Genomic DNA, 13,026 nt, shown 5'->3' on the forward strand with positions numbered 1-13,026 from the left:
TCACCACATTTGCGGGCCACCCATGCCTGCGTCGAAGTGCCGCTGCGGAGTTAACCGCTCCGGCGCACCCGCGGTGGGCCGGCATTAGGGGAGTTTCCTGCGCGCTATCACGGGGCGTCACCACGAATGACAGTCACCTACTTGGTTCGGCGGCGGTTCGCCTCGGCTGCCATGTCCGCGTTCCATGGTGAGCGCGGTTTCCGCCGCCGCGCTTCGCGGCGTACATCGCACCGTCGGCGATCCTGATGAGCTCGTCGACGAGCCATCCGGCATCGGGTCCGGTCAACAGGTCCAGTTCGGCGCTGGTGGTGCCGATGCTGGCCGTGATCTTCGGCGATTGAGCGGCGAGCTCGGCGCAGATTCGCGCGGCCAGATGGCTGACGTCCGGGGTCGTAGCGGTCAGGGCCACCAGGAACTCCTCGCCGCCGGCGCGGCATATGATCGCGTCGGCCGGGGTGTGTGTGCGCAGCAGCTCGGCCACCGCTTGCAGCACACGGTCACCGGCCGAGTGCCCCTGGGTGTCGTTGATCCGCTTGAAGTTGTCGAGATCGACCATCACCACCGCCAGATGGGTGTGGGCCGGTGGCGGACTCGCCAAGCGGTTGCTGACCGCAGCCGTGAACGCTCGCCGATTCAGCAGCCCGGTGAGCGAATCCTCCTCGGAGCGTTGAACATACGTCTCCATCGCCCGCGACATCACTCCGATGCCCAGGGGAACTGACAGATTGAGAAAGGCGCTTACCCAAAACGCGGAGGCCGCCATGGCCATGTTGGTTTCCCGGGCGAGCCGCACCACCGCCGTGGCGGTGACGGTGACCGCTATCGCACCGTTGAACAGCAGCAGTCGGGGCCCGTGAAAGAGCGCGATGTAGCCGCCGGGGAGGGCCATCGCGGTACAGGCCAGGGCGGCAAGGGCGCCGGTGGGCTGGACGAGACTCCACCCGCCGATGCAGAGCGCGCCGATCAGCACGCCGACTTGCGACTGTCGACGCGTGGGCCAGCGCGTCAACAACAAAACGGTCAGGCCGAGGGTGAATGTGGCGGCAACGCCGCCGGTGAAGACTTCGACGACGCCGGGCCGGCGTTGGCTCGGCAACACGGTCAGCGGCACCAACGCCGATGAACCGGCGATGACGGCCAAGGCCGCCCGCGCCGAAGACAACATTCCGCGTTGGCGCAGGAATGTGGTGATCCACTCATACCGGTCGGAATGACCCCACCAGGTCCGCAGCGCCCGCATCAGTCTGCGATCCCTCGGCCATACGTCAGGTTTCGTGCTGTGCAGTCCATCGGACCGGCGACCTTTCGTGACCCCCGGCGCCATTATTCAACGTTTCGCAGCCGGCCGTGGCTACACCGCGAAAGTGCCGGTGCGCGCGACGTGACCACCGCGAGTCGCCTTCTCAGCCACTGTCGCTGACCAGCCGGCGGAAGCGGAAGCCTCTACTTCAGGTCGACCGACTTCCCGGTGGCGGCCGCATGGCCCGCGCGATAACCGAAAACCATTGCCGGGCCGAGAGTCCCTCCGGCGCCACCGTAGGCCCGCCCGGTCACGCCGCCCATCGCGTTGCCCGCGGCGAAAAGACCCGGTATCGGTTCGCCGCCGACGTGCAGGACGCGGGCATCGTGATCGGTGCGGGGGCCGCCCTTGGTGCCCATCGCGCCGATGCTCACCGGCACCGCGTAGAAGGGCGCGGTGTCGATGGGGCCCAGGGTCTTACCGGCCTGGGTGGTCGCGCTGTCGTCGCCCCAGTAGCCGTCGTAGGCGCTCGCGCCACGACCGAAGTCGGGGTCCGCGCCGGCGGCCACGTGACGATTCCAGCTCTCGACGGTGCGGCCCAGACCGTCGGCGTCGATGCCGGTCTTGGCGGCCAGCTCGGCGAGGTCCGCCGACTCGCAGAACCAGTCCGGGACGGGCTGCCCCGGTTCGACACCCAGAAAACCGTAGCGCTGCAGGTGGATCGAATCGAACACCATCCATCCGCGGTCGTTGACGTAGCCGCCGCGCGGGTCCAGGTAGTGGAAGGCGCCGGCCATCGAGTTGTAGTCACACGCCTCGTTGACGAAGCGCCGGCCTGCCGAGTTGACGATGATGCTGCGCGGCCTCGTTCTTTCCAGTCGCACGCTGCGGCTGCGTGGCTTGCCCTCGATGGTGTCGCCCGGGATTTGCACGATGGGCACCCACCACGCTTCACCCATGTTGGCCAGGTCGGCCCCCCGCTCCATCGCCATGCGCAAGCCGTCGCCGGTGTTGTTGGGCGGCGAGACCGCCCCGTGCATGGGGCCGCGCAGAAACGCCTGTGTCAGAGCAGGATCCCACTCGAAGCCGCCGGTGCCCAGGATGACGCCGCGCCGGGCGCGGATACTGATGGTCCTTTCCGGCATGGCCACGTGCACCCCGGTGACTTCTCCGTCGTCGGTGATGAGACCTTCGGCGCGGGCATTGGTATGTGGCGTCACTCCCGCGTCCAGCAGGCCCTTGAGCAGTCCCGCGATCAGCGCGGTGCCGGCCACGCACAAATGGCTGGTTCGTTCGTCGATCGCCGCGTGCAGGCGCGCCCTGGTCTCGGCGTCGAAACCGACGTTGGACCAGTCAGCTGGGAAAGACGTGATGCGAGTTGCCCATTCGCCCAGTTGAGCCAGATCGAAGGGCGCTGCGCTCAGCGACCTGCCGCCGGTCGGTTGTCCGCCCGGTAACTCGGGACGGTAGTCGGGAAAGCCGGTGGCGATCTCGAACTGAAGACCGCTGTGCGCCTCGATGAAATCGAGCATCGCGGGGCCGGTGCGCACGAACGTTTCCACCAACTCGTCGTCCATCGAACCGAGCGACTGGGCGCGCAGGTATCGCAACGCGTCGGCCGGGGTCAATTCGCCGTCGGGAGAACGGTTGTGGGCGGGGATCCACACGATGCCACCCGATACGGCCGTGGTCCCGCCGACGGTCGGGGCCTTTTCGTAAACCTCCACCGAGGCACCCGCTACGGCTGCGGTCAATGCGGCGGTGAGGCCGGCGCCGCCACTGCCAAGCACGACGACGTCGACTTCGTGGTCCCATGACATGGACTGCTATCCCTTCAGCTCAGTAGCTCCGACAACTGCTTGGCGGCTTTCATGACCGCGTCCTTGCCGCGCATCACCACGTCTTGTCGGTGTGAAATGAGGTTGATGCACGTCGGTGGCGAGGGCACCGGGCGGCGCACCCCCACGGCCAGGCCGTAGGTATTCGGTTCGATCTCGCCATAGGTTGTCACCCAACCACGTTCGCGCGCAAGGGAAACCAGCTCCCGTTCGCCCGGACGCGGCGGCATGCACGCGAGCAGGGCGATCCCGGCCGCGCCCCGATCCAACGGATATCGGCTGCCTTCGTGGAAGGAGAGTTGGTAGGCGACGTGGCTGGGCACGATCACCGCGATCGCCACCTGCTGGTCGCCTTCGGCGATGAGCAGCGACACGGTAGTGCCGAGTTCGTCGGCCAGCGCGCGGAGCGTCGGCAGACTCACCTGACGCACGTTGCGGTCGAAGGAAGCGCCGAGCACGGCCAGGCCCGCCGCCGGACGGTAGCGCCCGTCCTCTCCCTTGGCCACCAGCCGGAACTCGGCCAATGTCGTCAGCAACCGGTAGGCGATGGTGCGATGCACCCCCACTTGGTCGGCGAGCTGTTGCACCGTCAGCCCGCTGGGCGAGTCCGCCACCATCTGCAGCGCGGTCAGACCCCTGGCCAGGGTCTGCGAACCGGTACCGGACCCCGTCACAGCCTTGACAGACCTTCCCGTGGGAGCGAAGCTCTATATATAACGCACATTAATGTGCGATATTAGCACACCGAGTAAGCCGAAAACGAGAACGAGATTTCCCGATCTGGAGGCCGGACAGCACCGTGGCGGAGTTCGAGAGCATCTGGAGCGACCTCCAGGGAGTCGCGTTTGAGCAGGGCTACCTCGACGCCGGAGGCGTGCGGACCCGGTACCTGCGCGCCGGTGACCCCGGAAAGCCGGTGCTGGTCTTTTTGCACGGATCCGGCGGACATGCCGAGGCCTACGTGCGCAATCTGGGTGCGCATGCCGAGCACTTCTGGACCTGGTCGATCGACATGCTCGGTCACGGGTATACCGACAAGCCGGGCCATCCGCTGGAAATCGCCCACTACGTCGAGCACCTGATGGCCGTGCTGCGCACCATCGGTGTCGACCGCGCCTACCTCAGCGGCGAATCGCTCGGCGGCTGGGTGGCCGCGCGCGCCGCGGTCGACCATCCGGATGTGGTTGAGCGGCTTGTGCTTAACACCGCCGGCGGCTCCCAGGCCGATCCGGTGGTGATGCAACGGATCATCACGCTGTCCATGGCGGCCGCCGAGGACCCGACCTGGGAAACGGTGCAAGCGCGCATCAAATGGCTGATGGCCGACAAATCCAAGGACTACGACGACCTGGTCGCCAGCCGCCAGCGCGTCTATCGCCAACCGGGTTTCGTTTCGGCGATGAGCGACATCATGGCATTGCAGGATCCCGAGATCCGGGCGCGCAACATCCTCGGCCCGGACGAATACGGGTCGATCATCGCCCCGACGCTGGTGCTGTGGACCAGTGACGACCCGACCGCCGACGTGACGGAGGGGCGTCGCATGGCGTCGATGATCCCCGGCGCCCGCTTCGAGGTGATGCCCGGTTGTGGCCACTGGCCGCAGTACGAGGACGCCAAGACCTTCAATCGCCTGCATCTCGATTTCCTGCTGGGCCGGTGATGGTCGCGCCGGAACAAAAAGTGGGTGACGTCGAGACCGATGTCCTCATCGTCGGCGCCGGCCCGGTCGGTTTGACCCTCGCCAACATCCTTGGCCTGCAAGGCATCCGCACGGTGGTGGTGGACGAGCGGGACACCCTCATCGACTATCCGCGTGGCGTCGGACTGGACGACGAGGCGTTGCGGACCTTCCAGTCGATAGGGCTCGCCGACCGGGTGCTGCCGCACACGGTGCCCAATCAGATCCTGCGCTTCGTCGACGCCAAGCGCCGGGTGCTCGCCGAAATGGCCCCGCCGGACGCACGTTTCGGTTGGCCGAAACGAAACGGCTTCGTGCAACCCCTCGTCGACGCCGAGTTGTTGGCCGGCCTGGACCGATTCGAGCACGTCCAGGTGCGCTGGGGACGCCCGATGACGGCGTGCCAGGAAAGCGCCGACGGGGTGACCGTCGAACTCGGCGGCGCCAACGACGGCGACGTCGGACGCATGCGGGCCCGCTATGTGGTCGGGTGCGACGGCGGCCGTAGCATGACCCGGCGGGTGATGGGGGTGTCGTTCGACGGAACGACGTCGTCGACGCGCTGGCTGGTGGTCGACATCGCCAATGACCCGCTGGGCCACCCGAACAGCGAGGTCGGCGCGGACCCCGAGCGCCCGTACGCCTCGATCTCGATCGCCCACGGAATTCGGCGCTTTGAGTTCATGATTCACGCCGACGAAACCGACGAGCAGGCCGAAGATCCGGCGTTTTTGACCCAGATGCTGGCGCGGATGGTGCCCCACCCCGACCGGGTCGACGTGATCCGGCGCCGCGTGTATACCCACCACTCGCGGATCGCCGGCGCGTTCCGGCAGGGCCGGCTGCTGTTGGCCGGCGACGCCGCCCACCTGATGCCGGTATGGCAGGGGCAGGGCTACAACAGCGGAATCCGCGACGCGGCGAACCTGGGCTGGAAGCTGGCCGCGGTGGTGAGCGGACGGGCCGAGGACAAGCTGCTGGACACCTACGACGTGGAACGCCGCAAGCATGCCCGCGCGATGATCGACCTGTCCACCATGGTGGGACGGGTGATCTCGCCGACGAACCGCCGGGTGGCGAACGCGCGAGATCTCCTCATCCGGTCGGCGTCAATCATGCCGTCGCTCAAGCGATATGTGCTGGAAATGCGGTTCAAGCCGATGCCGCGCTACGAGCACGGGGCCGTCGTGCACGCCGCGCCGGGCCGTGCCGATTCGCCGGTAGGAACGCTGTTCATCCAGCCGCGCGTCGACACCCGAGACCAGCAAAACGTGTTGCTCGACGACGTACTGGGTTCGTGGTTCGCCGTGCTGTGCTGGAACAACAACCCGCGCACCATCCTCGGCGATGTGGCGTTTGAGAACTGGAAAGCGTTGGGCGCGCGCTTCTTCGCGCTCCGCCCTGCGACCCAGCTGCATTGGGCGGGGCACGACGACCCCGACGTCGTCGTCGTGGGCGATCGGCATGGGGGCGTCAAGTCCTGGTTCGACACGCACCCCGAGTCGGTGCTGTTCCTGCGCCCCGATCGATGCATCGCGGGTGCCTGCATCGCTCAGCGCGCACCGGACTTGAGCGCCGCGCTCATCGACGCGCTCACACTCACGCCGCGAGGGGGTGATTTGCAAAGTGGCACTGGCTCTGTGCTGTATGTCGCACAGCCCTCTCCTGAATCTTCCGGGGCCGTCGCGGGACCTGCTTGATGACATCGAGGGGGCGATCGCCGGGGCACGGCGATTCGTCGAAGAGTACGACCCCGAACTGGTGGTCAGTTTTTCTCCGGATCACTACAACGGCTTCTTCTATAAGGTGATGCCGCCCTTCTGCATCGGCACCAGCGCCCGCGGGGTGGGGGACTACGGCACGTACTGCGGCCCGCTCGACGTGCCGGAAATGCTGGCGGCCGACTGCGCGAAGGCGATCCTCGATGCGGGCGTCGACATCGCGGTATCGGCGAGCATGGACGTCGACCACGGGACGATTCAGCCCCTGGAAAAGCTGTTCGGCCACGCCACCTCGCGTCCCGTGATACCGATCTTCGTCAACGCCATCGGGGTACCGCTGGGCCCGATGCACCGTTGCCGCGCACTGGGTACCGCCGTCGGCAGTCACCTTGCCGCCCTCGACAAGCGCGTCCTGATCCTGGGATCGGGCGGGCTGTCGCACAGCCCGCCGGTGCCGACTCTGGCGACCGCTCCCGCGGCGGTACTGGAGCGGATCGTGCACGGCCAGCCGATGACGCCCGAGCAGCGCCAGGCCCGGCAAGCCGCCGTCATCGACGCGGCCAAGAACTTCGCCGCCGGCGACAGTGAGCTGCAGGCACTCAACCCGGCGTGGGACCACCGATTCCTGGAGATCATCGACGGGGGATGGCTGAGCGAATTGGATGGCTGGTCGAATTCGTTCGTCGCCCACGAGGGCGGCAGCTCCGCGCAGGAGATCCGCACGTGGGTGGCGGCATTCGCGGCGCTGGCAGCGGCGGGGCCCTACGAAACCACCGGGCGATACTACAAACCCGCGCCCGAGCTGATCGCCGGTTTCGCCATCAGAACGGCTCTGCCGAAATGACGGCGGCATTGGACGGCTTCGATCATGTCGTCGACGTACTCATCGTCGGGTCCGGTGGTGGCGGCATGACGGCCGCGCTGACGGCCCAGGCCGCCGGCCTTGACACGTTGGTGGTCGAAAAGTCGTCTCATTTCGGGGGTTCCACCGCTCTGTCCGGGGGCGGCATCTGGGTGCCCGGCGCCCCCGCGCAGCGGCGGGAGGGCTATGTGCCCTCACCCGACGGCGTCGTGGAATACCTCAAACGGATTACCGACGGCCTGGTCAGCGAGGCACGGTTACGGCAGTACGTCGAGACCGCACCACAGATGCTGCAGTTCTTGGAGCAACTGTCCGGATGGTTCGAGTTCGTTTGGAAGCCCGGCTATGCCGACTACTATCCTGAGTTGCCCGGGGGCTCCGCACTGGGCAGCACCATCAACGTGCCGCCCATCGACTTGCGGAAGTTGGGTCCCGACGAGCAGAAGCTGCTGCAGCCGCTGGCGCTGGCCCCGAAGGGAATCTGGCTGGGGCCCAAGGAGCTTCGCACGTTCTACCGGATCAGGCAGTCATGGGCCGGCAAGGGTGTGCTGCTCAAATTGATTTCGCGGATGGTCCGGGCCCGGGTGTTTGGCGAGCGGATGGCCGCCATCGGACAGTCGCTGGCGGCCCGGCTCCGGCTGGCGCTGAGGGAACGCGGCATCCCGCTATGGCTGGACTCGCCGATGGTGCGACTGCTCACCGACTCCGACGGGGCGGTCACCGGAGCGGTGGTGGAATGCGGGGGCAAGCCCCAGCTGATCGGCGCACGCCTGGGCGTCATCCTGGCGTCGGGTGGGTTCGACCACGACCTGGCCTGGCGCAAAGAACTTCTGCCCGAGGTGGACCAGGACTGGAGCTTCGGCAATCCGGCGGCGATGGGCGACGGTATCCGTGCCGGTCAACAGATCGGCGCCGCAACGGATCTACTGGACGAAGCCTGGTGGTTCCCGGCTATCCAGTGGCCGGACGGCCGCATGCAATTCATGCTCAACGAGCGGATGATGCCGGCACAGTTCATCGTCAACGGTGCGGGCCAGCGCTTCATCAACGAGGCGGCTCCCTATATGGACTTCGGCCACGCCATGATCGAGGGCCAGAGGTCCGGCGTCACCCACATCCCGTGCTGGCTGATCACCGACCACAGATCGTTCAATCGCTACGTCGTCGGTGGACACCTGCCCATACCGAAAATTCCGGGGGCACCGGTGCCCACCGGCCGGAAGATCCCACCGGCCTGGCTGGAATCCGGTGTGGTCAAAGCGGCCGCGACGTGGGATGAGATGGCGACCAAGATCGGCGTGCCCGCGGACCAGCTGGCCGAAACCGCCCGCCGCTTCAACGAACTCGCCCGCAAGGGACACGACGACGATTTCAACCGCGGCGACAGCGTGTACGACAACTACTACGGCGACCACACCTTGCCCAACCCGAACCTGTACCCGCTGGGCGATCCGCCGTACTACGCCTTCCGGATCGTGCTGGGCGACCTGGGCACCTCGGGCGGCCTCCTGACCGACGAGCACGCCCGCGTGCTGCGCACCGATGGCACGGTGGTGCCCGGCCTCTACGCGGTGGGTAACACCTCCGCGCCGGTGATGGGCCGCAGTTACGCCGGTGCCGGGGCGACCATCGGCCCGGCCATGACCTTCGGCTATGTCGCGGCGAAACACGTTGCGGCACAGGCAGCCAACCGAGCCGCTAATACTCATAGGAGGTAACGATGAAAATTTCCCTGTTCTACGAATTCGCCCTGCCGCGGCCTTGGGCACCCGACGACGAACACGTCCTGCTGCAGGACTGTCTCAACGAGGTCGAGGCCGCCGACAAAGCGGGTTTTTCCACCGTGTGGCTGACCGAGCACCACTTCCTCGAGGAGTACTGCCACTCGACGGCGCCTGAAATCTTTTTGGCCGCGGCCAGCCAGCGGACCAGGAACATCCGGCTGGGGTTCGGCATCATGCACCTGCCGCCGGTGGTCAACCACCCCGCCCGGGTGGCCGAGCGCATCGCCACCCTCGACCTGCTCTCCAACGGTCGCGTCGAATTCGGCACCGGGGAATCGTCGTCGGTCGGTGAACTCGGCGGATTCAACATCGACCCCGCGGACAAGCGGGCACAGTGGGAAGAGGCCCTCGAGGTCTCGATCCGATGCATGATCGAAGAGCCGTTTACCGGCTTCAACGGTGAGCACGTGCAGATGCCGGCACGCAACGTCGTCCCGAAGCCACTGCAAAAGCCGCACCCCCCGGTGTGGGTCGCCTGCACGCGGCCGGCCAGCGTGCAGATGGCGGCCCAAAAGGCCATCGGCGCATTGAGTTTCGCCTACACCGGCCCCGGTCCGCTGACCGAGCGGGTAAACGGCTACTACAAGGAGCTCGAGGAGAACGGCGTCCCCGTCACCCCCCGCATCAACCCGAACATCCTGGCCATCGGCGGCGACCTGTCGATGATGGTGGCCAAGACCGATGAGCAAGCCCTGCAACGGCTCGGCCAGGGCGGCGGGTTCTTCTCGTTCGGAATCATGCACTACTACATGACGGGGGTGCACACGCCCGGGCGGACCGGGGTGTGGCAGCGCTACCTCGAAGAGGTGGAAAAGGATCCGACGCTGGCGTACGGTCCCGGCCGGGGTGCCATCGGATCTCCCGCCACGGTGCGCGAGTTCTTGCGCGGCTATGAAGAAAGCGGCGTCGACGAGATCATCCTGCTGCTCAACCCGCGCAGCCACGAGGGCACCATGGAATCCATCGAACTGATGGGCTCCGAGGTGCTTCCCGAGTTCATCGAGCGCGACGCGAAGGCCGTGGCGGAGAAGGCGAAGCGGCTCGAGCCCGTCATCGAGAAGGTGGAGGCGCGCCGGCCGAAATCGACCGCACCGCAATTCGACGAGGATTACTCGTTCGGTGGACTCCCGACCGGCCGCGGCGGTAAGTTCACCGCCAGCGAGATCCCCGAAGCCATGGCGGAGATCAACGAGGGCCGCGTGCAGGCGGCGCAGCGCGCGAAGGAACAGCAGAAGTAGTGCCGAACGGCATCTGAATCGGGAGATTTTCGAGGGGAGCCTTGGGCGCAATCGACGAGCTGTGGCGCTACGACGGTCGCCGTGCGGTTGTCACCGGATGTTCCTCCGGCATAGGCGAACACGTGGTGTGGCGGCTCGGCGAGCTCGGGGCCGAAGTCATCGGGCTGGACAAGCGACGCCCGGACTTCGCGATCGACGAGTTTTACGAGGTGGACCTGGCCGATCGGACATCGATCGAGTCGGCCGTAGCCGACGTGTCCGGTCCTGTCGACGCGTTGTTCAATGTCGCGGGCGTGTCGTCCGGGATCGGCGACCCGCTGCTAGTGGTGACCGTCAACTTTTTGGGCACGCGCCACGTCACCGAGTCGCTGATACCCAAGATGGTCGCGGGGTCGGCCATCGTAAGCGTGACATCGCTCGCGGCGGCCGCCTACCGGGAGCATCTGCTGGCGGTGGCGCCGCTGCTGCACACGGCAACGATGCAGGAGGGCATCGACTGGTGCCGTGAGCATCCCGACACGCTCGGTACCGGCTATCAGTTGTCCAAGGAAGCGATCATCCTGTACACCATGCGCAACGCCACGCCGCTGGGCGCGCGGGGAATCCGCATCAATTGCACCGGTCCCGGTGTGACCGAGACGCCGATCCTGGACCAGCTGCGTACCGCCTACGGACAGGGATTTCTCGACGACATCCCCAAGCCGCTGGGCCGCGTTTCTGAACCGGCCGAGCAGGCAGCGGCTCTGCTCTTCCTGAATAGCGGTGCCGCCAGTTATATTTCGGGCCAGGTGTTGTGGGTTGACGGCGGAAATGTCGGCGCCGCGATCGCGGATGAACTCGAGGAAGGGCGTGCTCCGTGGCCAGTGTGACCGACTTTCGCCGGGCCGCTCGCGATGTCAGCAATTGGGGCCGCTGGGGCGATTACGACGAGCTCGGCACGCTGAACTTCATCACCTCCGAAAAGATCGCCCAGGCAGCGAGTTTGGTCCGGCACGGGAAGGTTTTCCCGCTCGGCGTGGACTTCGGGTCGTCGGGACCGCAGGGCGCCTTCGGGTTTCGGCACAATCCCATCCACGTGATGACGGTGGATGGTGGTGACGCCAGCACGCTCGCTCAGTACGGCCCGGATTGGGACCGCAATCCCACGGCGGCGCAGATGGGTCCGTACTTCGTCGACAATCTGTTCAGGTTCAACGACGACATGATCATCATGCCGTTGCAGGCGGCGACCCAGTGGGATGCGTTGTCGCACGTCTATTACGACGACAAGCTCTACAACGGGATCCCGGCGGGTTCGGTGACCAGCCTCGGGGCCCGACACCTCGGCATCGAGAAGGTTGACGGCAAGGGCATCACCTCGCGCGGTGTGTTGCTGGATCTGGTGCGCCATCGCGGCGCGGAAGTCTTCTTGGAGCATGGAAAACCCATCACCCCAGGGGAATTGGACGAGGTCGCCCGCTCCCAGGGCGTGACCATCGGTCGCGGCGATATCCTGCTCATCCGGACCGGGTGGTGGACGAGGTTCCTGCAGACGGGCAATAAGACCGAACCGTATTCCGGGCTGGATTGGCAATGCGCCCAGTGGCTGCACGATCACGAGATCGCCGCGGTCGCGTCCGACAACCTCCAGGTCGAAGACCCGGTGTCGGGGGTCGAGGGCGTGTTCTTGCCCTTCCACCTGCTGACGTTGCGCGACATGGGCCTGATGCTAGGCGAGTATTGGGACCTCACGGCACTGGCCGCCGACTGCGCCGCCGACGGTGTGTACGAGTTTCAACTCATCGCCCCACCCCTGAGATTCGTTGGGGCGGTGGGCTCACCGGTCAACCCGATCGCGATCAAGTGATGCGGCGCAAAACGCTGTCGGTCGATGGGCTGACCACCAGCTATCTGGAAGCCGGCGACGGCGACCCGGTGGTACTGCTGCACGGTGGTGAGTTCGGCGCCGGCGCCGAACTGGGGTGGGAACGCAACATCGCCGCGCTGTCCGCACGACATCGGGTCCTGGCGCCCGACCAGCTGGGCTTCGGGCAATCCGCAAAGGTCATCGATTTCGTCGACGGCCGCGGCATGCGGATCCGGCATGTGGCGCGGTTTTGCGAACTGCTCGGCGTCGACTCGGCGCACTTCGTCGGCAATTCGATGGGCGCCATCAATCTGCTCACCGACGCCACGTCGGACACCCCGCTGCTGCCCATTCGCAGCTTGACCATCATCTGTGGCGGCGGAGAAATCCAGCAGAACCAGCATTTCGAGGCGCTGCAGAACTATGACGCGACGCTGCCGGCGATGCGCCGCATCGTCGAGGCGTTGTTCTTCGATCCCGGATATCCGGATGACCACGACTACGTGCGGCGCCGTTTCGAGTCGAGCACCGCGCCGGGGGCGTGGGAGGCCATCGCCGCGGCCAGGTTTCGCCGCCCCGGCGCCACACCGTCCGCCACCCCGTCGAGCGCTCGCGCCTACGAGCGCATCGACGTGCCAACGCTTGTCGTCGAAGGGGGAGGCGACAAGCTCCTTCCGGCCGGTTGGGCCGCCGAGATCGCCAAGCAGATCGAGGGTGCCCGCTCGGTGGTGGTCGACAACGCGGGACACTGCCCCCAGATCGAGCAGGCCTCGGTGGTCAACCAGTTGCTGCTGGATTTCCTGGGCGCGGTCTGAA

The 13,026-nt window shown here is 66.5% G+C and carries 11 protein-coding genes; 8 read left to right on the forward strand and 3 right to left on the reverse strand.

Going from position 1 to position 13,026, the window contains the following annotated elements; genetic code table 11:
* Window positions 1-133: 133 nt before the first annotated feature.
* The 3 genes from BST14_RS05640 to BST14_RS05650 form a co-directional block, all read right to left on the reverse strand.
* The gene (locus tag BST14_RS05640) at window positions 134-1,240 is read right to left on the reverse strand and encodes a GGDEF domain-containing protein (protein ID WP_158085855.1); all 1,107 of its coding nucleotides are present in this window, start codon (window positions 1,238-1,240) and stop codon (window positions 134-136) included.
* A 203-nt stretch (window positions 1,241-1,443) separates the two neighbouring features.
* Entirely contained in the window at window positions 1,444-3,060 is a 1,617-nt protein-coding gene (locus BST14_RS05645; RefSeq protein ID WP_083063595.1) for an FAD-dependent oxidoreductase, read from the reverse strand.
* 14 nt (window positions 3,061-3,074) lie between these two features.
* Window positions 3,075-3,752, reverse strand: a complete 678-nt coding sequence (locus BST14_RS05650) for an IclR family transcriptional regulator (protein WP_083063596.1) — start codon at window positions 3,750-3,752, stop codon at window positions 3,075-3,077.
* A 125-nt stretch (window positions 3,753-3,877) separates the two neighbouring features.
* Between BST14_RS05650 and BST14_RS05655 the strand changes: the two genes are divergently transcribed.
* The 8 genes from BST14_RS05655 to BST14_RS05690 are packed head-to-tail and all read left to right on the forward strand — an operon-like array spanning window position 3,878 to window position 13,025.
* Window positions 3,878-4,741: an alpha/beta fold hydrolase gene (locus tag BST14_RS05655; RefSeq protein WP_083063597.1), complete on the forward strand. Its 864-nt coding sequence runs from the start codon at window positions 3,878-3,880 to the stop codon at window positions 4,739-4,741.
* A complete protein-coding gene (locus tag BST14_RS05660; protein WP_083063598.1) occupies window positions 4,741-6,459 on the forward strand; it encodes a bifunctional 3-(3-hydroxy-phenyl)propionate/3-hydroxycinnamic acid hydroxylase in 1,719 nt (572 codons plus the stop codon). Before BST14_RS05655 ends, BST14_RS05660 begins: the two co-directional genes overlap by 1 nt.
* Entirely contained in the window at window positions 6,407-7,324 is a 918-nt protein-coding gene (locus tag BST14_RS05665) for a 3-carboxyethylcatechol 2,3-dioxygenase (RefSeq protein WP_245845319.1), read from the forward strand. Before BST14_RS05660 ends, BST14_RS05665 begins: the two co-directional genes overlap by 53 nt.
* Before the next feature lie 8 nt (window positions 7,325-7,332).
* Window positions 7,333-9,060, forward strand: a complete 1,728-nt coding sequence (locus BST14_RS05670) for an FAD-binding protein (RefSeq protein ID WP_142279283.1) — start codon at window positions 7,333-7,335, stop codon at window positions 9,058-9,060.
* A gap of 2 nt (window positions 9,061-9,062) precedes the next feature.
* Window positions 9,063-10,364 (forward strand): LLM class flavin-dependent oxidoreductase, encoded by a 1,302-nt coding sequence (locus BST14_RS05675; protein WP_083063601.1) that lies wholly within the window; start codon window positions 9,063-9,065, stop codon window positions 10,362-10,364.
* Window positions 10,365-10,405: 41 nt separating this feature from the next.
* Window positions 10,406-11,233 (forward strand): coniferyl-alcohol dehydrogenase, encoded by an 828-nt coding sequence (locus BST14_RS05680; RefSeq protein WP_083063602.1) that lies wholly within the window; start codon window positions 10,406-10,408, stop codon window positions 11,231-11,233.
* Window positions 11,221-12,210 (forward strand): cyclase family protein, encoded by a 990-nt coding sequence (locus BST14_RS05685; RefSeq protein WP_083063603.1) that lies wholly within the window; start codon window positions 11,221-11,223, stop codon window positions 12,208-12,210. The genes BST14_RS05680 and BST14_RS05685 overlap by 13 nt, the downstream gene beginning before the upstream one ends.
* Window positions 12,210-13,025, forward strand: coding sequence for an alpha/beta fold hydrolase (locus tag BST14_RS05690; protein WP_083063604.1), 816 nt, complete (start codon window positions 12,210-12,212; stop codon window positions 13,023-13,025). Before BST14_RS05685 ends, BST14_RS05690 begins: the two co-directional genes overlap by 1 nt.
* Window position 13,026 lies beyond the last annotated feature (1 nt).

Source organism: Mycobacterium arosiense ATCC BAA-1401 = DSM 45069 (assembly GCF_002086125.1).
Taxonomy (GTDB): Bacteria; Actinomycetota; Actinomycetes; order Mycobacteriales; family Mycobacteriaceae; genus Mycobacterium; species Mycobacterium arosiense.